General features: G+C 54.7%; 29 protein-coding genes and 1 riboswitch. Of the genes, 2 read left to right on the plus strand and 27 right to left on the minus strand.

What is annotated here, in order from left to right:
- Positions 1-47 precede the first annotated feature (47 nt).
- The 11 genes from ccsB to GHH_RS11700 all read right to left on the minus strand — a co-directional run bounded on the left by ccsB (position 48) and on the right by GHH_RS11700 (position 10730).
- Entirely contained in the window at positions 48-1235 is a 1188-nt protein-coding gene (gene ccsB / locus GHH_RS11650) for a c-type cytochrome biogenesis protein CcsB (RefSeq protein ID WP_041470733.1), read from the minus strand.
- On the minus strand, positions 1222-2886 hold the full coding sequence (locus GHH_RS11655) for a cytochrome c biogenesis protein ResB (protein ID WP_015375310.1): 1665 nt from the start codon (positions 2884-2886) through the stop codon (positions 1222-1224). Before GHH_RS11655 ends, ccsB begins: the two co-directional genes overlap by 14 nt.
- 13 nt (positions 2887-2899) lie before the next feature.
- Positions 2900-3424, minus strand: a complete 525-nt coding sequence (resA, locus tag GHH_RS11660) for a thiol-disulfide oxidoreductase ResA (protein ID WP_011231764.1) — start codon at positions 3422-3424, stop codon at positions 2900-2902.
- Between the two features lie 143 nt (positions 3425-3567).
- Complete coding sequence (locus GHH_RS11665) at positions 3568-4299, minus strand: pseudouridine synthase (RefSeq protein WP_011231765.1); 732 nt, start codon at positions 4297-4299, stop codon at positions 3568-3570.
- A gap of 131 nt (positions 4300-4430) precedes the next feature.
- On the minus strand, positions 4431-4964 hold the full coding sequence (locus GHH_RS11670) for a spore maturation protein (RefSeq protein WP_015375311.1): 534 nt from the start codon (positions 4962-4964) through the stop codon (positions 4431-4433).
- Complete coding sequence (locus tag GHH_RS11675; RefSeq protein ID WP_011231767.1) at positions 4964-5560, minus strand: nucleoside recognition domain-containing protein; 597 nt, start codon at positions 5558-5560, stop codon at positions 4964-4966. The genes GHH_RS11670 and GHH_RS11675 overlap by 1 nt, the downstream gene beginning before the upstream one ends.
- The gene (locus GHH_RS11680; protein WP_041470734.1) at positions 5553-6701 is read right to left on the minus strand and encodes a D-alanyl-D-alanine carboxypeptidase family protein; all 1149 of its coding nucleotides are present in this window, start codon (positions 6699-6701) and stop codon (positions 5553-5555) included. The genes GHH_RS11675 and GHH_RS11680 overlap by 8 nt, the downstream gene beginning before the upstream one ends.
- A 349-nt stretch (positions 6702-7050) precedes the next feature.
- On the minus strand, positions 7051-8364 hold the full coding sequence (locus tag GHH_RS11685) for a superoxide dismutase (protein ID WP_013144844.1): 1314 nt from the start codon (positions 8362-8364) through the stop codon (positions 7051-7053).
- Between the two features lie 356 nt (positions 8365-8720).
- Positions 8721-9122 (minus strand): hypothetical protein, encoded by a 402-nt coding sequence (locus GHH_RS11690; RefSeq protein WP_015375313.1) that lies wholly within the window; start codon positions 9120-9122, stop codon positions 8721-8723.
- A 19-nt stretch (positions 9123-9141) separates the two neighbouring features.
- Entirely contained in the window at positions 9142-9795 is a 654-nt protein-coding gene (scpB, locus tag GHH_RS11695; RefSeq protein WP_033005253.1) for an SMC-Scp complex subunit ScpB, read from the minus strand.
- A gap of 179 nt (positions 9796-9974) precedes the next feature.
- The gene (locus GHH_RS11700) at positions 9975-10730 is read right to left on the minus strand and encodes a segregation/condensation protein A (protein ID WP_033005256.1); all 756 of its coding nucleotides are present in this window, start codon (positions 10728-10730) and stop codon (positions 9975-9977) included.
- A 194-nt stretch (positions 10731-10924) separates the two neighbouring features.
- Between GHH_RS11700 and GHH_RS11705 the strand changes: the two genes are divergently transcribed.
- Positions 10925-11464, plus strand: a complete 540-nt coding sequence (locus tag GHH_RS11705) for a DUF309 domain-containing protein (protein WP_012820694.1) — start codon at positions 10925-10927, stop codon at positions 11462-11464.
- 22 nt (positions 11465-11486) lie between these two features.
- Here GHH_RS11705 and GHH_RS11710 read toward each other — a convergent pair whose 3' ends face one another.
- From GHH_RS11710 to GHH_RS11735, 7 genes are all read right to left on the minus strand, one after another.
- On the minus strand, positions 11487-11843 hold the full coding sequence (locus GHH_RS11710; RefSeq protein ID WP_013144843.1) for a GNAT family N-acetyltransferase: 357 nt from the start codon (positions 11841-11843) through the stop codon (positions 11487-11489).
- A 120-nt stretch (positions 11844-11963) separates the two neighbouring features.
- The gene (gene ribE / locus GHH_RS11715) at positions 11964-12428 is read right to left on the minus strand and encodes a 6,7-dimethyl-8-ribityllumazine synthase (RefSeq protein ID WP_011231776.1); all 465 of its coding nucleotides are present in this window, start codon (positions 12426-12428) and stop codon (positions 11964-11966) included.
- A gap of 20 nt (positions 12429-12448) precedes the next feature.
- Positions 12449-13642, minus strand: coding sequence for a bifunctional 3,4-dihydroxy-2-butanone-4-phosphate synthase/GTP cyclohydrolase II (locus GHH_RS11720; RefSeq protein WP_014196246.1), 1194 nt, complete (start codon positions 13640-13642; stop codon positions 12449-12451).
- Positions 13643-13663: 21 nt separating this feature from the next.
- Complete coding sequence (gene ribE / locus GHH_RS11725; protein ID WP_020756695.1) at positions 13664-14308, minus strand: riboflavin synthase; 645 nt, start codon at positions 14306-14308, stop codon at positions 13664-13666.
- Entirely contained in the window at positions 14263-15405 is a 1143-nt protein-coding gene (gene ribD, locus GHH_RS11730; RefSeq protein WP_013144840.1) for a bifunctional diaminohydroxyphosphoribosylaminopyrimidine deaminase/5-amino-6-(5-phosphoribosylamino)uracil reductase RibD, read from the minus strand. The genes ribE (GHH_RS11725) and ribD overlap by 46 nt, the downstream gene beginning before the upstream one ends.
- Positions 15406-15612: 207 nt before the next feature.
- A riboswitch (FMN riboswitch) is annotated at positions 15613-15745 on the minus strand.
- Positions 15746-15792: 47 nt separating this feature from the next.
- Positions 15793-15921 carry a hypothetical protein gene (locus tag GHH_RS19655; protein ID WP_014196248.1) on the minus strand — a complete coding sequence of 43 codons (129 nt, stop codon included), beginning with the start codon at positions 15919-15921 and terminating at the stop codon, positions 15793-15795.
- Positions 15908-16348, minus strand: coding sequence for a peptidylprolyl isomerase (locus GHH_RS11735; protein ID WP_011231780.1), 441 nt, complete (start codon positions 16346-16348; stop codon positions 15908-15910). The genes GHH_RS19655 and GHH_RS11735 overlap by 14 nt, the downstream gene beginning before the upstream one ends.
- A 184-nt stretch (positions 16349-16532) precedes the next feature.
- Here GHH_RS11735 and GHH_RS11740 point away from each other — a divergent pair, with 184 nt between their 5' ends.
- Positions 16533-17411, plus strand: coding sequence for a DUF1002 domain-containing protein (locus GHH_RS11740; protein WP_015375315.1), 879 nt, complete (start codon positions 16533-16535; stop codon positions 17409-17411).
- A gap of 72 nt (positions 17412-17483) precedes the next feature.
- Here the strand turns inward: GHH_RS11740 and lysA are convergent, their stop codons facing one another.
- The 9 genes from lysA to sigF form a co-directional block, all read right to left on the minus strand.
- Positions 17484-18803, minus strand: coding sequence for a diaminopimelate decarboxylase (gene lysA / locus GHH_RS11745; RefSeq protein ID WP_014196257.1), 1320 nt, complete (start codon positions 18801-18803; stop codon positions 17484-17486).
- A 313-nt stretch (positions 18804-19116) separates the two neighbouring features.
- Positions 19117-20595 carry a spore germination protein gene (locus tag GHH_RS11750; protein ID WP_041470535.1) on the minus strand — a complete coding sequence of 493 codons (1479 nt, stop codon included), beginning with the start codon at positions 20593-20595 and terminating at the stop codon, positions 19117-19119.
- On the minus strand, positions 20543-21154 hold the full coding sequence (locus GHH_RS11755; RefSeq protein WP_021322462.1) for a stage V sporulation protein AE: 612 nt from the start codon (positions 21152-21154) through the stop codon (positions 20543-20545). Before GHH_RS11755 ends, GHH_RS11750 begins: the two co-directional genes overlap by 53 nt.
- A 5-nt stretch (positions 21155-21159) precedes the next feature.
- Entirely contained in the window at positions 21160-21510 is a 351-nt protein-coding gene (locus GHH_RS11760; RefSeq protein WP_012820684.1) for a SpoVA/SpoVAEb family sporulation membrane protein, read from the minus strand.
- 39 nt (positions 21511-21549) lie between these two features.
- Positions 21550-22578: a stage V sporulation protein AD gene (gene spoVAD / locus GHH_RS11765; RefSeq protein ID WP_011231786.1), complete on the minus strand. Its 1029-nt coding sequence runs from the start codon at positions 22576-22578 to the stop codon at positions 21550-21552.
- A gap of 18 nt (positions 22579-22596) precedes the next feature.
- Entirely contained in the window at positions 22597-23025 is a 429-nt protein-coding gene (locus tag GHH_RS11770; RefSeq protein ID WP_011231787.1) for a SpoVA/SpoVAEb family sporulation membrane protein, read from the minus strand.
- A 17-nt stretch (positions 23026-23042) separates the two neighbouring features.
- Positions 23043-23474, minus strand: coding sequence for a stage V sporulation protein AB (locus GHH_RS11775; protein WP_011231788.1), 432 nt, complete (start codon positions 23472-23474; stop codon positions 23043-23045).
- Entirely contained in the window at positions 23461-24084 is a 624-nt protein-coding gene (locus tag GHH_RS11780; protein WP_011231789.1) for a stage V sporulation protein AA, read from the minus strand. The genes GHH_RS11775 and GHH_RS11780 overlap by 14 nt, the downstream gene beginning before the upstream one ends.
- 655 nt (positions 24085-24739) lie before the next feature.
- Complete coding sequence (gene sigF, locus GHH_RS11785) at positions 24740-25492, minus strand: RNA polymerase sporulation sigma factor SigF (RefSeq protein ID WP_011231790.1); 753 nt, start codon at positions 25490-25492, stop codon at positions 24740-24742.
- Positions 25493-25505: the final 13 nt, after the last annotated feature.

The raw sequence follows: 25505 nt of genomic DNA on the forward strand, positions 1-25505 counted from the left end.
TACCGAAAAACCGGATGCTCGCCAACAGAGCATCCGGTTGTTTTCCATTATGTTCCGGCGTACGAGTGCAATCCCGCAATGACGAGGTTGACCGCCACTAAGTTAAACATAATAATGGCAAAGCCGATGACGGCGAGCCATGCCGACTTTTCACCATGCCAGCCTTTTGACAAACGAAGGTGCAAAAAGGCAGCGTAAAACAGCCAAGTGATCAGCGCCCATACTTCTTTCGGGTCCCAGCCCCAAAAACGCGTCCAGGCGATTTGCGCCCAAATCATCGCGAAAATGAGCGCCCCGAGCGTAAACACCGGAAAGCCGATCGCCACCGCCCGATAGCTGATCTCATCGGTCAGATCCAAGTTAACGTTCTTCACGAGCGGCTTGAGTGCGGCGGCAACGCGCTTGCGCAAGAGAAGCCGAAGCATGATGTACAGCGCCGTTCCGGCTATGAGCGACCAGATGACCGTATTGAGCTTTCTTGCATTGATGATCGCCGGCATCTCAACAAGCGGCTCCATGCGGCCGGCGCTTTCTTTCATAAGCTCCCCTTTGTGCGGCCCAACGAGCGCCGGCATATCGTAGATGACCTCAACCGTCTGCTTGTTTTTGTCGACCCACGTGAACTTCGCTTCATACCCAGAAAGACCGAACGCTGTCGAAACGATGACAAAGCCGAGCGTAGTAATTAAGCAAAACATGACCACTTCGAGCCAAAACGTCCGTTTCGACGGCTTCGATTGATCGACGACGCGAATCAAATAGATGAGCCCAGCGACAAAGCTGATGGCCAAAATCGCTTCACCAGCCGCCGCCGTCGTCACATGGATGTGCAGCCAATCGCTTTGCAAGGCGGGAATGAGCGGCGAAATTTCCCGCGGAAACATGCTTGCGTAAGCAATCACAAGCAACGCGACCGGAAGCGCAAACAGGCCGAGCACGCTCAACCGGTAAATGAAATAAACAATGATAAAAGCAGCGACAAGCATCATGCCGAAAAACGTTGTAAACTCGAACAAATTGCTCACCGGAGCATGCCCGGCAGCGATCCAGCGCGTGATGAAATACCCGACCTGGGTGAGAAAACCGATGATCGTCACGGCAATGCCAAGCTGCGACCAACGATCCTTTCCTTGCCGCTCCTTCCGTTTGTCGCGAATGGCGCCGCCAAAAAAAAACGTGCCGATCAAATATAACACAAACGAAATATAGAGCAATGTGCTGCTAAGCTGTGCCATGTCCATGAGCTTGCCCCCCTTGTCCGGCCTGTTTCCCTTCTTCGAGCTGATCGGCCGGCATATTCACACCAGTGCCGTCAAGCAAACGGCGCAGCTCGTTTTTCAAGCCGAACCAATTTTTATTCGTGTGCGCGGCGATCCATAGCTCGCCGTTGACCCGTTGCACCCAAATGCGGCGGTGGTTCCAATACATCCCTTGGATGAGCCCGATCATGAAAATCGCGCCGCCTACCCCTAAAATCCAAAGCGTAAAGTCGCGGCGGACGGTCAAACCGGAGACATTGCGCGTCTCAAGCCCCGCGAACGCCATTTTGTACTTGTTGTTGCCAAACGGTTCGATCGTTTGTTGGATGGCGACGAAGCTGACTTCCCCTTTCGGACGGTCCGGCGCGTACATTTTGAACACGAACGCCGGATTGTTCGGCACGCGCGACTTCGTTGACGGATTGCCGTCTTCATCAAACTCAAAATCAGGAAAATAGCTTAATAGCTCAACGCGATACCCATGTCCGAGATTGTACAACTCTTTCGGATCATACAAATCGACCGTCACCGTGCCGAACGTTTTCCCCGACTGCTTGTCCGCCAACTGAAATGACATCGCTTTCGGCTCATTCAAGCGGAAATCGACTTGATAGAGCGCATAATGGTCGAACTCCAGCGGCTCGTTGACGCGAATCGGATACTCCTTCACTTTTTCAAGCTTCGGCTTGGCGCCGGGGATCACAGGACCGACGCGCTTATACAACACAACGTTTGTTTGATAGTTTTTGGCGATCATCCCGTTGCCGACGCGGTCGATGGCAGCGTTGAACACTTCGTTGTCTTTGCCTTTCTCATATGTTTCAAAAATAAATTTTTCACTCTTTAAAAAGTAGCGGCCGTTCGTCCCAGGAATTTCTTTCGTCTCCCCTTCCGGAATCCACATCACCCGATCGATGTACATGCCGGGAACGGAACGAAGCATCACCCCGATCAAGAAAATGATGAGGCCGATATGATTGACGTACGGCCCCCAGCGGGAAAAACGCCCTTTTTCAGCGAGCAAATGCCCGTCTTCCTCGCGGACATGGTAGCGCCGCGCAGCCAGCCGTTCTTTCAACACAGCCATCGTCTTGTCGAGATCGCTCACATGCGAGACGCCAAACAACCGCTGCCGCTCTAAAAAGCGCGGATGGCGCTTCACCCCTTGCCGCTTCAAGGCGCGGTAAAGCGGAACGACCCGGTCCAAGCTGCAAATGACAAGCGAAACGCCGATTAAGGCGATGAGCAAAATGTACCACCATGAGCCGTACAAGTTGTTAAAGCCGAGCTCATAATACAGCTTCCCTGCCCAGCCGTACTGCTGCTTATAATACTCCGCCGGATCGACGTTCGGCGGAATATACATTTGCTGAGGGAAAATCGTGCCGATCGCCGAAGCGATGAGCGTGATGACGATGAGCGCCACCCCGACTTTGACCGACGAGAAAAACGCCCAAATTTGGTCGATCATCGTTTTTTTGTACGTTTGCGATCGGCGCGCGCTTCCTTCGTAGCGCATGTCCAAAATCAGTTTTTCTCCCAAATCGGCAAGCGGCTTGCCGCACGACTCACAAAACGCCGTGCCGTGCGGATTGACATGGCCGCATTCGCATTTGACGTGTTCCATGGCGCAAAACTCCTTACGGTTTGATGCTTTCTAGATGCCGTTCGATGTCTTCTTTCGTCATTGTTCCGGTAATGATTTGTTTTACTTCGCCGTTTTTGTCAATCAAAAACGTTGTCGGCAGCGGCCCGACGTTATAGGCGTTCAATACTTGATCTTGACGGTCGATCACAATCGGAAATGTCAGGCCGAACCGTTCCGCGAATTTTTCAACGCTCAACTTCGGTTCACCGACATTGACAGCCAAAATTTCAACCCCTTGTTTTTTGTAAATCGGGTACAGCTCGTTCATATACGGCATCTCCCGCTCGCACGGCTTGCACCACGTTCCCCAAAAGTTCAAAAAAACGCCTTTGCCGCGATAGTCTGAAAGACGATGTTCATGCCCTTTCAAATCGGTCAGCACAAAATCAGGCGCCGTCGAACCAACAGCGACAGCCGTTTTCTCCGTGAAAAAATTCGTGTAAATCGTATAGCCGATCGCCGCGAGCAACACGAGCAAAATCGCTGTCCTCATCACTAAGCGCTGTTGTTTTTTCATCGTTCAAACCCCTTTACGTTTCTCCTCCCCCACAGCCAACGCTAGAGGGGGAGGCAAGCGGTTCACAATCTCCCATTTTCCATTATAGCAAAGTCCCTCGCTCGTTTATGCGCAAGGATATGAACGTTATGTGACAATCTTCGTCATTTTCTTCCCCCGGATTGGGCAAGGACGCGCAGCAACTTCACCTCATGCGGCGTCAGCTCGCGGTATTCGCCGGGGCGCAGCCCTTTCAAATCGAGAAACGCGTACCGCTCCCGCTTCAGCTTCAGCACCTCGCAGCCGATCGCCTCAAACATGCGGCGCACTTGCCGGTTTCGTCCTTCGTGGATACGGATTTCCACAATGGCTGTCCCCTTCTTCCGGTCGGCGGAGAGCAGCTTCACTTTGGCTGGCGCCGTCATGCCATCTTCCAACTGCACTCCTTGTTCGAGCCGTTTCAGCTGCTCGTGCGTTGGAATGCCTTTCACTTTGGCAATGTACACTTTTTCAATTTCATACCGCGGGTGCATAAGCAGGTTGGCAAAGTCGCCGTCATTCGTCAACAAAAGCAGTCCAGACGTATCGTAGTCAAGCCGCCCGATCGGATAAATGCGTTTGTCCAGATCTTTGAAAAAATCGGTCACCACTTTGCGGCCTCTGTCATCTTTGACGCTGGAAATCACCCCGCGCGGCTTGTACAACAAATAATACACCGGCTCTTCGCGCTCGATCGGGATGCCGTCGACTTCGACATCATCGCGCGGCCCGACCTTGACGCCAAGCTCCTTGACGACGCGGCCGTTCACTTTCACCCGCCCTTGCAAAATGAGTTCTTCCGCCTTGCGCCTTGACGCGATGCCGGCGCGGGCGATCACTTTTTGCAACCGTTCCATTCTCTCTCACCTCTTTCATCATCTTACCCTTTCCGTCTAACAGATACAAGTGCGGCACTTTTATTTTTCACCTTTCCCGTTCCCTTTGCAAACAAAAACCCGCCGAACGGCGGGAACGAAAAAAGGCGCCGCTAGCGCCCGAATACAAACAAAACGATGAAAACAGAAACAATAAAGCTGAGAATGTCGGCCAAAATGCCGACTTTTAACGCATCGCCCATTTTTTTGACGCCCACGGCGCCAAAATAGACGGTAAGCACGTAAAGCGTCGTTTCGGTGCTGCCTTGAATGGTGGAGGCAAGGCGGCCGATGAACGAGTCGGGGCCGTATGCAGCAATCAAATCAGTCGTCATGCCGAGCGCCGCCGTGCCGGAAAGCGTGCGGAGAGCCGCAAGCGGAACGACTTCGGCCGGCAGTCCAATGGCATCAGCCAGCGGTTTGATCACTTCCATCATGGCATCAAGCGCCCCTGAGGCTCGGAAAATGGCGACCGACACCAACATGCCGACCAAATACGGGATGAGCGAAAACGCGATCTCGATCCCTTCCTTGCCGCCTTCCACAAACGCTTCGTACGTCGGCACTTTCTTTGCTGTACCGTAAAGCAAAATAAAAGCGATGAGCGCAGGGATCAGCCAAACAGAAAGAAGTTGGACGATGGCCATTATGGCTTCCTGCCTTTCCGCATCCGTTTCCAATAATAGTACCGGTCAATCAATACCGCCCCAATCGTCGAAATCGTCGAGGCGACGATCGTCGTCCCAATGATCTCGCTCGGCGCCGCTGAACCGTACGTCATTCGGATCGAGATGACGGTCGCCGGAATGAGCGTAATGCCTGATGTGTTCATGGCCAAAAATGTCACCATCGACCGGCTAGCCTCGTCGCGGCCGCCGTTGAGCTTTTTTAGCTGCTCCATCGCCTTTATGCCCATCGGCGTCGCCGCATTGCCAAGGCCGAACATGTTGGCGACCATATTCGAGACGATATAGCCGAGCGCGGGATGGCCGGGCGGCACCTCTGGAAACAAGCGGCGTACGAGCGGCATAAACAGGCGCGCCGCTTTGTCAAGCAAGCCGGCGCGTTCAGCGATCGCCATCAGCCCGAGCCAAAACACTAAAATGCTGACCATGCCGATGCTGATCGTCACCGCTTCTTTGGCGCTTTCAAACACCGCTTTGTTCACTTCGTCCATCGTGCCGTTGGCCGCCGCAAAGACGATGCCAATGACCGCCATCATCACCCAAATGAGGTTAACCATCGCTTCTCACACCTAAAAAGCGAAATGCTTGCCATAAAAACCCTCGGCCGCTTCCTTCCTTTCCCGGTTCATACAGCAGCGGCACCGAATCAACCGCCTTTTGATGCAAATAAAGCACCGCCTTTCCGACCTCTGTCGGCGCCCGTTCTGGGTATTTTTCCCACCCCTTGCGCGGCTTCAGCAAATACACTTTCACCCGCAGCCCGCTCTCCTCTTTATCGGTCACCGGATATCGCAAATCGCGGACCGCCTGCAGCCGCCCGCGGTAAAACGGATCAGAAATTTTGTCGACCACCCGCTCGCTGCTCACTTTGGCGATGTGATAATGAGAAAATCCATATTCGTACATAGCGATATGGTCATTCCAATCGTCCGGTGCATCCAACGTCACGGCGATCAAATCGACGCCGCCTTTGGACGCCGTCGTCACGAGCGTGCGATGGGCCCGTTTCGTATAGCCGGTTTTGCCGCCGGTGCAATATTCGTAAAGACTTGTCAACAACTTGTTTTTATTTCGCCACACACGCGCGCCGTCTTCGCCGGGCGGAGCGGGGGCGCGGTACACCTTCGTCCCCGAGATGCGCCGAAACTCTTTGTTTTTCATCGCATATTGCATGAGCAGCGCCATATCGTACGCGGTTGAGTAGTGGTTTTCCGCGTCATCCAACCCGTGCGGATTGGCAAACTCGGTATCACGCATCCCGATTTCAGCCGCTTTTTGGTTCATTAAAAAAACAAATCCTTCGACGCTGCCGCCGACATGTTCAGCGATGGCCACCGCCGCGTCGTTGCCGGAACGAAGCATCAGCCCATATACCAAATCGCGCAGTTTGATTTTCTCCCCTTGGCGCAAGTAAATTGACGACCCTTCGGTCCGGACAGCGCGGGCGCTGACCGTCACCGTGTCGTCCATCTTCCCCGATTCAATCGCCAAAATGGCGGTCATAATTTTCGTAATGCTGGCGATGCGCCGTTTGGTATAGGCATCCTTGGCAAACAAAACCCGCCCGGAATGCTGCTCTATCAAAATCGCGCTTTTTGCGCTCACCCCATCCATAGCGCGCATCCGCTCTGGAACAAATGCCATAATCCCCGCAGCGAGTGCAAGAATGAGCGCAATGAGCCGCTTCTGCTTATTCATCTCATATCGGCGAGGATCCCCCTCCTTTAAGGAGCGGGGAGGAATCGCCTGTTCCTCCTTTCCGATTAGGCTGAACGGGCCGCAGCCGAAGAAACGTCGCGGCGGAAACAGGCTGAACCCCAAAGCCGCGTTTTGTACAAGTGTATGCGTCGATGGGACAAATATGATGAAAAAATGCCGTTGCAAGGGGAGACAGCCCTGAACGATCCGCTCCGGCGCTTGCGCTGGGCGCATTGATGACATTTCCCTGCAAAGAGAAAGCCGCTCCCCGAAAAGACGGACAGGTGTCCTGATGGATCGCAGCGCCTGCTCTCCCAAAAAAACGGGCAGGGGGTTCCCCCCCGCCCGTTTAAAACGGCTGCCAACGAAGCTTCCGCGCCTCATGAAAGCGCTCTTCAACGTTGCGCCAGTTGACGACGTTCCACCAATGTTCGATGTACGCCGCCCGATCATTTTTGTATTGCAAATAGTAGGCATGCTCCCACACATCAAGCACGAGAAGCGGGATCACATCCCATTGCGCCATGAGCTGGTGTTTTTCCGCCTGCAAAATTTCCAGCCGGTGCGCTCGCGGCGCCCAAACGAGCAGCGCCCAGCCGACCCCTTCGGCGCTTTTCGCCGCTTCGGTGAAATGACGGCGAAAGGCGGCAAAGCTGCCAAAATCGCGCTCGATTTGCGCCCGCAGCTCCCCGCGCGGCTCGCCGCCGCCCTCTGGATGCATGTTGTACCAAAAGATAGTGTGCAAATAATGCCCGGAGCCGTGGAACGCCGCTTCCCGCTCCCAATGTTTCAACAGATCAAAATTGTTCGTCCGGCGCGCCTCGGCCATCATCCGCTCCGCCTGATTGAGACCGTCGACATAGCTTTGATGATGCTTCGTATGGTGGAGGCGCATGATTTCTTCGGAAATATGCGGCTCGAGTGCATCATAACGGTACGGCAGCGGCGGCAAGACATGACGGCCGGGCGCTGCTTGTTGACGCGGCTCACCGCCGTCGTCCGCATCCACCCAGCGTCGCTTTCCATCGGTCACGTTGTCCGCTTGACCCGGCTCGCCGTCAGCTATATCAGGCAGCGAGTCGGAGAGCTCCGCCATAAAAGCCGGCTCCTTTGCGTCCTCAACCCGCTCTGCCGTCCCGCTGGTGTCAAGCCATCCGTCTTCGTTCTCTTTGTTTTCACTCTCCAGTTCAGGCGACACCGATTCCCCTTCGACTTGTTCTTGCGTCGCCTCTTCTTCCCGCTCGGCAGCTGACGAATCAGCCAGGCGGACGGCCCGAGTGTATACGTCATCGACAAGACGCTGGAGCTCGTAAATCGCTTCTTCGGTCCATTCATCGCCGTGTCCATCGATGTACGCCAACAAAGACGAAAGCCCAACATCCTCAGCCATCCTGCGTGCAGACAGCGCCTGTTCAACTTGTCTTCCCCACGCAGCCGCTTCCATGACATACTGGCGAAGCGCACCGACATACACGTCATCGGCAAGGCGCTGAAGCTCGCGGACGGCCTCTTCCGTCCACTCGCCGTCATGCTCGGCAATAAACTCGAGCAGCGACGAAGCGCCATCCGTGCTTGCCCCACGCAAAGCGAGCGTCTCCTTGACTTGATTTCCCCATTCGTTCACCCTAGCCGCATATTGGGCGAACAACACCTGATCGTCCATTTGGTAAAAACCTCCTCCTGTTTTGTTCGCCATATCGTATGCTGTCATGGGGAAATCGTTCTTGTCCGCATTCACCCAAATTCCCGGCCGCTCATACATAGAGGAGCGAGGGCAGTCATCATAGGAAAAGACAGCAAGGAAGAACAGAATCGCCGCAATGCTTCCCTGCGGCGGGTCTGCAAATGAGCCATAGATAAACCGCTCAAAAAAATCGGGCTGACCCAAAACATATTCGCGTTTTGGGTCAGCCCCCCTTTTTTCTGAAAAAGGCAGGCTACTTTGGCAAACCGCCGGCTGCACCAAACGGTTTCCTTGTCCGGACGCACAGAAAACGCGGCGCCAACCGCATTTTCTCGTTACGCCGACCGTTCAGGCAAGCGGCACTCGCCGGTTTCCGCCCATTCGCTGACAAGCGCCTGCAGCGTTTTGGCGTCTACCTCGGCAAAATAACGGCGCAATTCCTCTTCATCGTGAATATAGACGCGCTTTCGCTGCCGATACGCCGGATTTTTCCATAAACAGACAAGAGCAATGATGTCGCGCAAACGAATGTCGCGCCCGTTAGCCGTAAACAGTGGATCGCTTTCATACGGCAGCCAATCAAGTAGCGCCGCCTCAAAATGGCGCAAATACAACACAGACAGCGTCCGCTCTTCGCCCCCGTCGCGGTACGTGACTTCCGAGCGGTTGAAATAGTCTTCAAACGTGTTCGATTGCGACTTTTGCAGCTCTTCACCGTACAGGCGGCAAACGTTCATGAGCGCTCTCCTTCCCCGATCAGCCATTTTTCTTTAGTTTACCATATTCCGGCTGCCCATCGCTCAAATTTTCTGCTAATTTTTCGAAAAATAAATCCGCTTCCCGCTCGGATTCGCCATCGTCCGCCCATTCCGGCAGCGGCGGCAGCTCCTCGAGCGTTTTTAGCCCGAAATAATCGAGAAATTCCGGGGTTGTCCCGTACAAAATCGGCCGCCCGGTTCCTTCGGCTCGTCCAACCTCTTTAATGAGCGCCCGTGCCATCAGCGTCTGCAATGGCTTGTCGCTTTTTACGCCGCGAATTTCCTCAATCTCCGCGCGTGTAATCGGTTGGCGGTATGCGATAATGGCGAGCGTCTCAAGCGCCGCCTGCGACAGCGGCGATGCTCCCGGCGCTTCGACCAACTTCTTTAAATAGGGGGCGTGTTCTTTTTTTGTCGCCAACAAAAACACGCCGCCAAGTTCGACAAGCTGGATGCCGCGCTCTTCCCGTCGGCAGTCTTGTTGAAGCTCCTCGATCACCGCTTTCGCCTCTAGCTCGCTGACTTCCAACACAGCGGCAATTTGTGAAAGCGACAGCCCTTCGTCACCGGCAGCAAACAACAGCGCTTCGACAATCGCCTTCGCCGGCTTGAGCGCGCCGGCTCCCTTTTTTTCTCTTTCGTTTTGTTCCATCGCCCTTCTGCCACGCCAAACTCGTTGGCGCCCCTCCTCCTTTCCTCCTGTTTTCGTCGTTTCCCAAGTCTTCTCACCCCAATGTGAGTCAACTCTCCGCCTTATCATGGCATGGGCAAACAAACAACAAAAGAAAAGCGGCCCGCCGCAGCGAACCGCCGCGGCCAAACCGCACCGCCTCAACCGGCTGGTTTCACCGCAAGAAACAAATCGCTGAAATTCCGTTCTTGCTCAACGATGATTTCGTCTTGCTTCATCAACTCTAAAATCGCCAAAAACGTCACGACGATATACGAACGATCGTAGGACGGAAACAGCTCGTAAAAGTTTTTCCGCCCGTTCGCCTGCTTTAGTTCATGCAAAATTTCCGCCATGCGCTGTTCGACGGAAATATCTTGGCGGGAGATTTTCGCCCGCATCGGTTTTTGCAGTTTTTTGCGGCGCAACAGCTTCGACAAGGCGCCAAGCATATCGTATACGTTCACATCCAGCGGCGCCGCCTTTTTCTCATCCGCGTATGCGCTTAAGTCGCTCGGCGGCTTTGTAAACAAAAGCGCCCGCTCCTCTTCGCGCCGCTTCAGTTCGCGCGCCGCCTCTTTAAACTTTTTATATTCAAGCAGCCGCTGCGTCAGCTCCTCGCGCGGGTCCCCGTCATCGCCCCACTCGATGTCGCCGTCGACAGCTTCCTCATTGGAGGGCGGCAACAGCATTTTGCTTTTGATCGCAAGCAAGGTGGCCGCCATCACTAAATATTCGCTGGCGATATCCAACTCAAGCTCCTGCATGGCGTGAATGTACGCCATATACTGCTCCGTAATTTGCGCGACCGGAATATCGTAAATATCAATTTCATAGCGGTTGATCAAATGCAAAAGCAGATCAAGCGGCCCTTCAAACGCTTCGATTTTGACGTTGTACGGCAATTGCACATCCATCCCACCATTTTTTCCAGAACCACCGCCCGGTAGGCTCGTCTCCAGCTGCAGTACATTTATTGTATCATAACGAAGCGGCGAAGCGAACGGAAAACAGTCTCTTTTTTGCGCCGCAGGCCGCCGAAGCTGTATAATCGAAGAAGAGCCGTCCGCCTTCACATGGCGCGGCCCACTTTTGAAAGGAACGATGGCCGATGTATCCAAAAGCGTATATCGAGTATTTGGTCCATTTCCATAGCGACCGCGATTATTTTGAATGCCACGAAATTTTGGAGGAACATTGGAAACAAGACGGTCGAAACAAAGGTTGGCTTGTGCTCATTCAAATGGCGGTCGCTTTTTACCATTACCGGCGCGGCAACGTCTTGGGAGCGCTGCGCCTCATTCGACGGGCGCGGGCGCTGCTTGACGAAGCGCAAGAGATGATCCGGCGGCTCGGCCTCGATGACGAGGCGCTCGCCCGCTTGCTCGACGAGACGGCTGGGCGGATCACTCGCGGCGAACCGTACGAAAGCGTCGAACTGCCGATTCGCGACCGTTCCCTTTATGAGCAATGCCAGGCCGCCTGCGCCCGCCGGCAGCTCGTTTGGGGGCAAGCCAGCGACCTAGCCAACCTTGATCTTGTGGATAAACACCGGCGCCGCGACCGCTCGGACGTCATCGCCGCACGCGAACAAAAAAAACGGGCCAAAGCGGAAGGAGTTGGCTTCCCTCCCCCTCCGCCGCCCGCCTGAGCGCGGCGCCGCGCTAGTTTCGTTATTCGTTGCACGCATGGCATTTATCGAAAAACGAGGCGGTCCACTCGTTGGCGCACAATCGGCGGCCCGGGTACACCTCTTTCAATGCCTTGACCATCTGTTTTCCAATCCCTTGGTGGCGGTGTGACGGATTGACGCTGATGTGCTGGATTTCCACAACATCAGGAGCGCGCAACAGGACGCCGATAATGCCGACGATGTCATCCCCTTCTTTCCATAAAAACAGCTGCCAATCGTTGTTTGTTTCATACTGTTTCATCGTCTGCTGCAGCCGTTTCAGGTCTTTTTCCGTCGGCATAAACGACAACAGTCCCATGGCGATTTTCTCATAGTTTTTTCGGTAACGGATTAACATAAAAATCCCTCATTATCGACAAACGCTTTTCCGAAATGGAAAAGTTTTTGTCATTTTCTCTATACGTATTATAAACATTCTCACCGATATTGTGAACCATTTCATGCCTTTTTACGCAAATTACGCAAGCGTCCGCAAGACGTTCGCCATTTCGATCGCCGACACCGCCGCTTCCCATCCTTTATTGCCCGCTTTCGTGCCGGCCCGCTCGATCGCCTGTTCAATGGTGTCCGTCGTCAACACGCCGAAAATGACCGGAACACCGCTTGCAAGCGCCGCGTGGGAGACGCCTTTGGCCGCCTCGCTGCAGACGTAGTCAAAATGGCTCGTTGCCCCACGGATGACGGCGCCAAGCGTAATGACAGCGTCAAACTGCTTCGATTCCGCCATTTTTTTCGCCACAAGCGGGATTTCAAACGCACCCGGCACCCAGGCGACAGTGATGTCGCTGTCGCTCACGCCATGGCGCGTCAAGCCGTCGATCGCCCCAGATAAAAGCTTGCCCGTGATGAATTCGTTAAAACGAGAGACGACGATGCCGATTTTCAATCCGGTGCCGACTAAGTTTCCTTCAATGATGCGCATGTTCGTTGCTCCTCCCATCATTAAAAATGAAGCATATGTCCTAATTTTTCATGTTTCGTGCGCAAATATTTTTCATTTTCCTTTTTCGCTGGCATCTGAATGGGCACCCGTTCAACGACTTCGAGTCCATGCCCTTTTAAGCCGGCGATTTTGCGCGGGTTGTTCGTGAGCAGGCGCATTTTCGTCACGCCAAGATCTTTCAAAATTTGCGCCCCGATGCCATAATCGCGCAAATCGGCGGGGAAGCCCAGTTTTTCGTTCGCTTCGACCGTATCATAACCTTGCTCCTGCAACTTGTAAGCGCGCAACTTGTTCATAAGGCCGATGCCGCGCCCTTCTTGGCGCATGTAAAGCAACACCCCGCGCCCTTCCGCCTCGATTTGCCTGAGCGCCGCATGCAGCTGCGGACCGCAGTCGCACCGGTACGAGCCAAACACATCGCCAGTTAAGCATTCGGAATGGACGCGCACCAAGATCGGCTCATCCGGGATGATCTCTCCTTTGACAAGCGCCACATGCTCTTTTCCGTCGAGCACGTTTGTGTAGCCGATGGCGCGAAATTCGCCGAATTCGGTCGGCAGCCAAACGTCCACCTCCCGTTTCACGAGCTTTTCCCGCTGACTCCGATAGGCGATCAAATCTTTGATCGTGATCATTTTCAATCCGAACTGATCGGCGATTTGCCGCAAATCAGGAACGCGAGCCATCGTCCCGTCCTCTTTAATGATTTCGCAAATGACGCCGGCCGGCTTCGCGCCGCACAAACGGGCCAAATCGACCGCCGCTTCCGTATGGCCGGCGCGCCGCAAGACGCCCCCCTTTTTCGCAATCAACGGAAAAACGTGGCCAGGACGTTTAAAATCGCTCGCTTTCACATTCGGATCAAGCAGCGCCTGAATCGTCGCCGCCCGCTCGTAGGCGCTGATTCCCGTCGTTGTCGTTTTGTAGTCGACACTCACCGTAAACGCTGTGCCATGCGCGTCCGTGTTATGAGTGACCATCGGCTCAAGCTCGAGCCGCTCCGCCAATTCCTCCGTAATCGGCACGCAGACGAGCCCGCGGCCATGAGTGATCATAAAGTTAATGACATCCGGCGTAGCTTTTTCGGCCAGCACGACAAAATCGCCTTCATTTTCGCGGTCTTCGTCATCGCAAACGATGATCACTTCTCCGTTTTTCAGCGCCGAAAGCGCTGCTTCAATCGTGTCAAACATCAAGCTTGCCCCCCTTTTCCACTATTTATAGCCGTGCTGCTCCAAAAATTCGACCGTCAATTTGGAGGTCGGCGTCGCTTTCGCGTCGAGGAAAGCGGCGACGTACTTGCCGATCATGTCGCACTCGATATTGACGAGATCGCCCGGCCGCTTTTCGCCTAAAATCGTCGCCTCACGCGTATGCGGAATGAGTGAAACGATGAACGTGCGCTCGCTCAGACCGAAAATCGTCAAGCTCGTCCCATCGACAGCGACCGATCCTTTCTCAATCATATAGGCGCGCAGCGAGGCCGGCACTTCGATTTCATAGTAGACGGCGTTCGCTTTCGGCCACTGCCGGATGATGCGCCCGACGCCGTCCACATGCCCGGTGACGAAATGGCCGCCAAACCGTCCCCCAGCCGCCATTGCCCGCTCCAAATTCACCTTCGATCCCGGCTTTAATGTTTTTAGCGCCGTCGCTTTCACCGTCTCCGGCATGACATCGACCGTAAACTGCCGTTCGGTGAACGATGTGACGGTCAAGCAGACGCCGTTGACGGCGATGCTGTCGCCAAGCCGCACATCTTCGAGCACCCGCTTGGCGCCAATCGTCATCACGATGGCGTCGCCGGTTTGCTTCATTTGTTCGATCGTGCCGATCTCTTCAATAATGCCAGTGAACACAACGATTCCTCCTTCCGTTTCGGCGCGGCGACGATTTTGATGTCCGGGCCGATCGTCTCGATGCGGCGGATGTCAAGCTCCACCGCTTCAGCAAGCCGGGCGAAGCCAAGGCCGCCGACCGGCGTCGGCGCCCCGCGGCCGCCGATCAGCTTCGGAGCGATATAGGCGATGACCTCATTGACTGCTCCCGCGCGGAGGAAGCTGTCATGAACGCGCGAGCCGCCTTCGACAAACAGCGACATGACTCCCTGCTCCCCAAGCAGACGGAGCACATCGCGGACATCGATCTGGGCCGTCGGCATTGAAAATACGCGCACCCCAAGGCGCTCATACGCCGCCGCTTGTTCCCGACTGACGCCGCCGGTGATGATCCACGTTTCTGCTTCCTTGTCAGCGACGACATGGGCGTCAAGCGGTGTACGCAATTTTGTATCCAAAATGATGCGGAGCGGATTTTTCCGCTTTTCCCCAAAGCGGACGGTAAGCTTCGGGTTGTCGGTCAAAACGGTGTTGACGCCGACCAAAATGGCGTCATGCTGCGCACGAAGGCGATGGACATCCTCACGCGCCGCGCTTGATGTAATCCATTTGCTTTCCCCCGTCGCCGTCGCGATTTTGCCATCGAGGCTGCATGCGAACTTCAACGTGACAAACGGCGTTTTTGCGGCGATATAGTGGAAAAACATCCGATTCAATTCGTCCGCTTCGTCTTTTAATACGCCAACATCAACGTCAATGCCCGCTTGGCGCAGCTTGGCAATCCCTTTTCCCGCGACAAGCGGATTCGGGTCGGTCGTGGCAACGACGACGCGACGGACGCCCGCCTGGATGAGCAAATCGGCACATGGCGGCGTTTTTCCATAATGGCTGCACGGCTCAAGCGTCACGTACACCGTCGCACCGCGCGCCTTCTCGCCAGCCATGCGGATCGCATAGACTTCCGCGTGCGGCTCACCCGCTTTCAAATGGGCGCCAAGCCCAACAACCGTCCCACCGTTGACAACGACCGCGCCAACGGCAGGATTGGGAGACGTTTGCCCGACTCCAGCTTTGGCCACATCGAGAGCGAGCCGCATATAATGTTCATCGTTATGCACCGCACTCCCTCCTTCAATAAAAATGAAACCCCCGGGATGTCCCCGGGGGCTCATCGATGAGAGAATGACCAATGATGCGCAAACAAACACATGTTCGCCAAGCAGGCTATACCGGCCGGTCGGAAACAAAAGATACTACCATGCCTAGTCGGCCGACAGACGCTGCCCACGCGGTCTGAACCGGCCGAAAACAGCCGTGCGCATATTGGCATCCTTCTCCCATCCAGACTATACTGTCGGCTCCGGAATCGCACCGGATCCTGCCTTTCGGCTCGCGGGCTGAGGGGCGGAAAGCCCCATCACCGCCGGTCGGGAATTTCACCCTGCCCCGAAGGATGCATCACGATATCGTTATGTTCATTATACCACACGAAACGCCCTGCATCATCATTCCGCAACCCAAATCCAATACGCCGCTCCCCACAACAGGCTGGCCGCAAGCAAAAAGAAAAACAAGCGCCAGTTGTTTCGAACAGTCCGATCATCCTCGCTCATGCGCTGTTTACGGTTCGTCAAATACTTTCACTTCCTTCATCACGTCGCCGTTTTTCATCGTCCTCACGACGTCCATGCCCGATGTCACTTGGCCAAAGACGGTGTGCACCCCATCCAAGTGCGGCTGCGGCTCGTGGACGATAAAGAACTGGCAGCTGCCGGTGTCGCGGCCGCGGTGCGCCATGGACATCGCGCCGGTGACATGTCGGTGTGGATTGTTGTCCGTCTCGCACGGGATCGTATAGCCGGCATCGCCCGTTCCGTTGCCGCGTGGACATCCTCCTTGGCTGACAAATCCAGGGATGACGCGGTGGAACGTCAACCCGTTATAAAAGCCTTCGTTTGCGAGCTTCTCAAAATTGGCCACCGTCACCGGCGCCTCGTTTGGGAACAGTTCAAACTCGATTTTCCCGCCGTTTTCCATGAGAATATATCCTTTTTTCGCCACAAGCATCCAGCTCCTTTTCGACATCGAAACTGCTTTTATCATACCATGATGGCCAAGTGAAACAAAAGAAAAAATGTCTTTTCAAATTCGCACGCCGCCTGACCGCGTCGCGTTTTTCCGATAGCCAAGCAGGCGAGCGTGCGGTATAATGATAATGCATTTTCGTAAACAGGAGGCGAGCTATGTGAAACGAACGATCGCTTCATCGCTGCTTTGGGCGGTGCTCTTGGCATCTCCGGGCATCGCAGCGGCCGATGCCGCGCCGGGCGATGTCATTGTGACGCTCGGGGAAAACTTAACGAATGAACAAAAGCAAAAAGTGCTCGACGAAATGAAGGCGCCGGACGGGGCGCAAACGATCACCGTCTCAAACGTTGAGGAGCATAAATATTTGGACGGACTCATTCCGAAAGCGCAAATCGGCACGCGCGCCATCTCGTCGTCGATGATCACGATAAAAGAGCCTGGCTCGGGGCTTCATGTCGAAACGCACAACATCACATGGGTGACGAAAGAGATGTATACAAACGCCTTGATCACCGCAGGGGTGAAAGATGCCGATATTTACATCACCGCTCCGTTCCCGGTTTCCGGCACCGCAGCGCTGACGGGGCTGATGAAGGCGTATGAAATTTCCTCGGACCAAGCCATCCCTGATGATGTCAAAAAAGTGGCGAACGAGGAAATGGTGCAGACGGCGAAGCTCGCCGATTCGATCGGCGCGGACAAAGCGGTCGCCCTGCTGGCGAAAATCAAACAAGAAATCGCCAACAACCCACCGCAGACGGACGCTGATTTGCGCGCCCTTATTGAAAAAATCGCCAACGACCTTGGCATTACGCTGAGCGAGAATGAAATCAACAACCTGATTTCCCTTTTCCATAAAATGCAAAATGCCCATATTAATTGGGATCAAGTGAATGATCAGCTGAGCAAGGCGAAAGAACAGCTATCGGCGTTTTTGCAGTCAGAAGAAGGGAAAACGTTCATTCAAAATCTGATCGACATCTTGAAAGAAATTTGGAACGCGATCAAATCAGCATTTTCCTCAAATCAACAATGAAAGAAGGCGCCCCAAAAAAAGCAGCGGGCGCCTTTTCTTTGTGGAGGCCGTTCTCTTTCCAACCGGCGGCCTTCACTTTTTCACTTTCGTTTTCAAAGGCAAATCATATTGGATCAAATCTTCATATGTCTCCCGTTTCACAACGAGCTGGGCGTCGCCGTTTTCAACGAACACAACGGCTGGGCGCGGCAGACGGTTGTAATTGTTCGCCATGGAATAGCCGTAAGCGCCGGTGCAAAAAACGGCCAAATAATCGCCCGGCTTCGCTTCCGGCAGGGCGATGTCCCAAATGAGCATGTCGCCTGACTCGCAACACTTCCCGGCGATCGATACGACTTCCGTCGGCTCGCCGAACACCCGGTTGGCGAGCGCGGCTTCGTATTTCGCTCCGTAAAGCGCCGGACGGATGTTGTCGCTCATGCCGCCGTCAACGGCAATATAGGTGCGGACGTTGGGCACCTCTTTGCGCGAACCGATCGTATAAATCGTCGTTCCGGCATCACCCACGAGCGACCGCCCCGGCTCGATCCAAATTTCCGGCAACGGCAAGCGGCAAGCTTCGGCCTGCCTTTTCACCTCTTCCACAATGCAGTCGACGTACGCTGTCACCGGAATCGGGTCGTCTTCCTCCGTATAGCGGATGCCAAAGCCGCCGCCAAGATTGACAACCGCTGGGACAAATCCGTGCTCCTTGTTCCACTCCGCCAGCTTGGCAAACACTTTTTGCGCCGCGAGCACAAACCCAGCTGTTTCAAAAATTTGCGAGCCGATATGGCAATGAACGCCGAGCAGCTGAAACGCGGCCGATGCCATAACACGGCGAAACGCCTCGTCCGCCTGACCGTTGTTTAAGTCAAAGCCGAACTTTGAATCTTCTTGCCCGGTTAAAATGTAATCGTGCGTATGCGCCTCGACCCCCGGCGTCACGCGGAGCAAAACCGGCACCGTCCGACCGGATGAAGCCGCCAGCTCTTCGATCAGCTCGAGTTCGTAAAAGTTGTCGGCAACGATGCAGCCGATGCCGTGTTCAAGCGCCATCGCCAATTCGTCCCGGCTTTTGTTGTTGCCATGAAAATGGATGCGCTCAGGCGGAAAACCGGCCGCAAGCGCCGTATACAGCTCACCGCCTGAGACGACGTCAAGCGACAATCCCTCCTCAGCGGCCAGCTGCACGATGGCGACGGCGGAAAACGCCTTGCTCGCATACGCGACTTGCGCCCGCACGCCGTGACGCTGGAACGCTTCTTTAAACGCGCGCGCCCGAGCGCGGATCAACGCAACGTCATAAATATAAAGCGGCGTGCCATACGTTTTGGCCAACTCGACCACATCGACGCCGCCGATTTCCAAATGCCCTTGTTCATTCACGCGGCTTGTCCCGTGAAGAAACATCGCAAACCCCTCATTCCTCTATCGAAATCGCATGGCAAAAGCAAAAAAGACAGTTTGCAAAATCGGCAACTGCCTTTACAAAATGGAAAACCGCAGAGCGCCATCGGCTCTGCCTTGAAACAGAAGGCCGCACACCCCGCGCTGGGCCATGCCCATTCCGTCCGTGCAAACGTGCGAAGCACTGAGGCAAGCACCATCAGTGCAAGCAATTAAATATAACTTATCATAATTATAAAAAAGTTGCAATAGCGCTAAAACGAAAAAAGCGGCCGCCAATAGGTGGAGACGGCCGCTTCCAAATGGATCGTTCGCGTCATGACGGCTGTTTTTGCCGGTCTTGCGGGTGAACGATGCTCGGGCGCACTCTCGCTCCGGCAACCGAACGGCGGACGACAATTTGCATAAATGCCGCTGGATCGAACGGGATGAACGGCCATAAGTACGGCGTATTAAGCGAGCGGATGCTGGCGAGCCAAAGCAAATAAACGGTCGTGCCAATGACGAGCCCGGGCACTTTAAACAAGGCGACAAGAATGACCAATGCCAATCGAGAAATCTTATTCGCCACGCTCAACTCATAGCTTGGCGTCGCAAATGAACCGATCGCCGCCACCGAAATGTACAAGATCACTTCCGGCACAAACAGCCCGACATCGATGGCGATTTGTCCGATCAAGACGGCGGCAATCAAACCCATCGCGGTTGATAGCGGCGTCGGGGTATGAATGGCTGCCATCCGCAAAAACTCAATCCCAAAATCAGCGAGCAAAATTTGCACAATGATCGGGATGTTCGTTTGTTTGTTCGGCCCAATAAACCCCCACGATTCGGGCAGCAACGACGGTTCAAGGACGAACAGCACCCACAGCGGCAGCAAAAACAACGACGTCAAAATGCCTAAAAACCGCACCCAGCGCACAAACGTCCCGACCCCTGGCGACTGCCGGTATTCCTCGGCATGCTGGACGTGGTGGAAAAATGTTGTCGGCGTGATGATGACGCTTGGCGATGTATCAACCATAATGAGCACGTGCCCTTCAAGCAGGTGCGTCGCTGCTACATCCGGCCTCTCGGTATAACGGACGAGCGGGTACGGGTTGTATCCTTGCTTGACTAAAAACTCTTCGACTGTTTTGTCGCCCATCGTCAGTCCATCGACGTTGATTTGCTGCAACTCTTTCTTGACGAGTTCAACAAGCCCCGGGTCAGCGACGTCTTTAATATAGGCGATGCATACGTCCGTTTTTGACCGCTCGCCGACTTGCAAAATTTCAAAGCGCAGCCGCTCGTCGCGGATGCGGCGGCGGGTGAGCGCCGTGTTGACAATGATGTTCTCGACGTAGCCGTCGCGGGCGCCGCGCACAACTTTTTCCGTATCCGGCTCTTGCGGCTGCCGACCCGGATAGCTGCGGACGTCGACAGCAAATCCGGTCGATTCGCCTTCAATCAAGACGATGATCAAGCCCGACAGCAGCTTGTCAACCGCTTCGTCGAGGCTCGTCACCGGACTGACTTGCTGATGAACGAGTCGATTTTCGATGATCTGCCACGCTTGGGACGCCTGGCGTTCATCATCGTTGACGCGCACAATTTGTTTTAACAATTCGATAATGTATTGCGTGTCGCATAAACCGTTGCAGTAGTAAATATGTACTTCCCGGTTTAGGACATAGATTTTCCGCACGCCTAAATCAAAGCTTGTCCCGACGCCGATCCGCTGTTGCAAAAACTTCGCGTTGTCAACGAGCCGCTTCGCGATCGGCGCTTTCGGTTTCTTTTCTTTTTCCGGCATGGCCACCACTCCTTTCGAGAATCAACTCGACCGCCTTGCGCGTAATCGGCGCTCCGTATTTCGCATGGTCTCGATATCCCATTTTGCCGATGTCGCCGATGCCGACGATGAGCGGAATGTTCAGCCGGTCAAGGCAGTAGACGGTATCGCCATTGATCCGCCCGATCTCGAGGTCCCGGACGCCTTCTTTATCGACCCCATATTCGGTCATCACGCCGTCACGGTCGATGCTCACATGCACTTTTGTCCATTCATGCTGGTGCGTATTGGAGGCAACCGCCAGCGCCCCAAGCACCTCAATTTGCTCATGCCCCGCCACATAGCGAAGCGCCTGCTCTCCGGCCCCCTCCCCGAGGGCGCCGCAATCGTCAAACATGACAAACACTGGATCGTGCGGCGTTTGCAAAATGAGTTCGACCAACTGTTCACCGCTCAGTTTCGTCGGATTGCCTTGCGAGCGAGAAATGCAACGGCCGCCGATCTCGGCGGCAACCCGCTCAATCGCCCGGCAGGCGAACTCGTCCCCATCCGTTACTAAAATGACTCGTCGTTTTTCCATCATCTCTACCCTTTCGGTTTGCAAGTGAGCGCCGCGGCAAAAGAGCCAGCCACGATAAAAGCGAACAAGGCGCCGGCAAATCGGAACACCGCTGCTCCGGTTTCGACAAATCCCTCCGGCCGCGGTTCTGCCATGGCCCCTTTCGCCAACCAATACCCAAATCCGCATAGCGGCATCGTCGCCCCGGCGCCAGCCCAAGCGACGAATGGATCATAGACGCCGCCAAAGCCAAGGAGTACGCCAAAGACGACAAGCGAACCGGCGACGCCAGCCGGCGTCCATTTGCCGCGGTCGATGATGAGCTGAACGATGGCGCACAGCAGCCCGCCGGCGAGAAAGGCACGGACGTATTCCATATCACATTCCCTCCTGATCGTTCCCAAATAAAAGACGTCCTACGGCGGCAAATCCGGCTCCTGTCCAGCCGCTTCGATGACGACGCCGTGAGCGATCGCTGGGATCGACTGTTTTTGCTGCACCATCGTTTGACTCAAGAGCGCCCCGGTAGCGACGACAAACAGGCGTCGAAACGTTCCGCGGGCGAGCTCTTGAAGCAAATACCCGTACGTGACGACCGCCGAGCAGGCGCAGCCGCTGCCGCCGGCGAACACCTTTTGATCTGGCCGGTAAATCATCAGCCCGCAATCGTTGTAAACGTCGGTCACATCGTAGCCTGATTCAGCAAGCAACTCGCGGACGATGACGCTGCCGACGCGCGACAAGTCGCCGGTGACAATCAAATCGTAATCGCCCGGCGAGACGCCTAAGTCACGGAAATGCTGCTCGATCGTATCGGCCGCCGCCGGGGCCATCGCCGCCCCCATGTCGAGTGGGTTTTTCAGCCCGGCGTCAACGACTTTGCCGATCGTCGCCGCCCGGACGCGCCAACGTCCCGGCGCGCGGCCAACGAGCGCGGCGCCGGCGCCCGTGACGGTGAACGTCGCCGTTTTCGGCTTTTGCACCCCCAGTTCAGTCGGGTAGCGAAACTGCCGTTCGGCCGTCGCGTTATGACTGCTTGTCGCCGCAAGCGCCCGATCAGCCAATCCACCAGCGACAAACGCAGCGGCTGCCGCCAACGTTTGCATCGAGGTCGAACAGGCGCCGAACAAGCATAAAAACGGAATCGGCAGCTCGCGGGCGACATAGTTCGATGTCGCATTTTGGTTTAACAAATCACCGGCCAAAAATAGATCGACTTCTTCGGCAGAGACGCCCGCCTTTTGCAAGCAGCAATCCACCGCCTCCCGCATCAGCCTCCGCTCGGCCAGCTCCCACGTCGCTTCACCGCAATATAAGTCGCGATGACAAACATCAAAATAACTTCCGAGCGGCCCGTCGGCTTCAAGCGGCCCGACTGCGGCAGCGGCCGCTTGGATGTAAACACCATCGTCAAACACCCATGTCTGCTTTCCGACACGTTTCATGGCCAATCCCTCTTTTCGTCACGGCCAAACAAGGCCAAGCACATAGGCGGCAATCAGACCATAAATGACCGCTGCCCCACCGGCTTTCAACATCTGCCCGGCCACCCCGGCCGTCCATCCTTCGCTGCGATGTTCGATGGCAGCGCTCGCGATGGCATTGGCCAGCCCTGTAATGAGCATCGTCGCCCCCGCACCGGCAAATTGGCTGAAATCATCATATTTCCCGACGGCCGTCAGCACAATCGCCAATCCGGCCATCACCATAGACGCCCACAGATGAGCCTCGAGCGGCGAAGCGGCAAACGTGCCGCCATACCAATCAACGAGCCATTGCGCCAACGCACAAAGCGCCCCGCCGACAAGAAACGCTTTTACCGCATTGGCGGCGTATGGGGGAGAAGGCTGAAACGCCTTCACCTCGCGGACATAATCGGACTTTAATCCCACGTTTCCTTCCCCCTTTGTCAGCGAAAGTGATCGACAAAATAAAGCCAATGAAACAACGAACCGGCCACTTTGCCAAAGGCGATGGCCATAAGTAAAATGACGATTTTATCATCGACGCCGATCCGCTTCGCTAAAATCGGCCAAACGTTCAACACCTCTGTTAAAGCGGCAGCGAGCATTCCGATAAACACACCATGAAACAATCCAATCGGCGCTAGCCAATATTTGGATAAATGCCAAACAGAATGGCGCAAACTCATCCAACCGCCAACGATGGCGCCGGCTACAGCCCCCCATTCATAGGCGTGAATGCGTTTTGGCGTTTTCGTCAGCTGCGTCAGGCGCGGGATGACGCCAAGCACGACCAAAAAAGCGACAAATCCGGTTCCGACCGCCAACCCTCCGGCGAAGCCGACGAACACTACCAGCAAAATCTCAAGCGTCGTCAAGAGGCCTCAAGCTTTCTTTGTTTTCATGCAAAATGACGTACTGATCGATCGATTGCTGGTAGTTGAACATTTCGACTTCAAGAGGGCTGGGCTCCTCGTTGATTCGTTTGCGGAACCAATGGTTGAAAAATAAAATCATCCCGATGCCGAGCCCAAGCGAATATGGAATTTGCAAAAGCAGCGGTTTATCGACCGCCTGGCCGGTCACCATCTCGTACAGATGGCGATGCACCCGTTGCATGCTGACGTCCTCGTGAAAGTTCATGATCGCCATCGCCGAACCGACGAACAAAAGAAGCCAAACGAGAACGAAGGAAGCGGTCGAAACCTTCCGTTTTTCATAGACGACTTCAATGATCGTCTGCGATGGGCCGATCATCTGCACATCAAGCGAGGAATCCACATCAAACACAGCCCGGATCATTTGCATCATATCGATGATGACGATATTTTTATCGCTGGGCTGGATGCGATAGAGCGGAATCGTCTTCAACCGCCGAATGAGCCCGCCATCCGGCGCAGCGATTTGGGCCGCCTGCCCGAGCGTCACCACCGCCCCCGGCTTGACTTGCACGCGATGGCGCGGCTTGATAAATACGGTGTTGGCCATTTGCTTCACACCTTTGTCCCCATTTTGTTTTTCTTTAGTTTGGTTGGCAAAAACACCGATCATGCGGCCTGTCGGCGTTCACCATCGATTTCATAAAAATAGAAAAGAATGGGCAAAAAATGCCCATTCTTTTTTAGACTTTTGTTGCTTGCTCTGGAAAAAGCGTTCCAAAATGCGCTTACAGACCAAAAGACGGATGCGATTCATGGTTCACCGCCGATGAATTGACATCCGTCGATTTTGAACACACCTGTGCGGACAAAATGGACTATCCGTCCATTTTGTTGCCCACTCCGTGCGGACAAAATGGACTATCCGTCCATTTTGTTGCTCACTCCGTGCGGACAAAATGGACTATCCGTCCATTTTGTTGCCCACTCCGTGCGGACAAAATGGACTATCCGTCCATTTTGTTGCTCACTCCGTGCGGACAAAATGGACTATCCGTCCATTTTGTTGCCCACTCCGTGCGGACAAAATGGACTATCCGTCCATTTTGTTGCTCACTCCGTGCGGACAAAATGGACTATCCGTCCATTTTGTTGCTCACTCCGTGCGGACAAAATGGACTATCCGTCCATTTTGTTGCTCACTCCGTGCGGACAAAATGGACTATCCGTCCATTTTGTTGCTCACTCCGTGCGGACAAAATGGACTATCCGTCCATTTTGTCCTTTATGTGCTGCAATATTTTCTTTTCCAGCCGGGATACTTGCACTTGAGAGATGCCGAGCCTCGATGCCACTTCGGACTGGGTTTGGTCTTTGTAATAGCGCAAATAGACGATCAGCCTCTCACGCTCGTCGAGTTCTTCGATCGCTTTTTTTAAGGCGATTTTGTCAAACCATGACGCTTCGTCGGCGTCAGCAATTTGATCAAGCAACGTAATCGGATCGCCGTCGTTTTCGTACACCGTTTCGTGAATCGATGTCGGCGAGCGGACCGCCTCTTGAGCCAGAACGACGTCTTCTGGCGAAATGCCTAAATGGTCGGCGATTTCCGTAACCGTCGGCGCCCGCCCGCGCGTTTTCGACAGCTCATCTTTCGCCTTGCGGATTTTGTTGCCCATCTCTTTCAGCGAACGGCTCACTTTGACGGTGCCGTCGTCGCGAAGAAACCGCTGAATCTCCCCAATGATCATCGGCACGGCGTACGTCGAAAACTTGACGTCATACGACAGGTCAAACTTGTCGACCGACTTTAACAAGCCGATGCAGCCGATTTGAAACAAGTCGTCCGCTTCATAGCCGCGGTTTAAAAAACGTTGAACGACCGACCAGACGAGGCGCATGTTTTTTTCAATAATTTCATCACGCGCTTCTTGATCGCCTTCTTGGCTGCGGCGGATCAGCTCTTTCATCTCCTGATCTTTGATTGGCGACTGATCTTGCTTGACATCGACATCCATAGGCATGTCTCCC

The organism is Geobacillus sp. GHH01 (assembly GCF_000336445.1).
In the GTDB taxonomy this organism is placed as follows: Bacteria; Bacillota; Bacilli; order Bacillales; family Anoxybacillaceae; genus Geobacillus; species Geobacillus zalihae.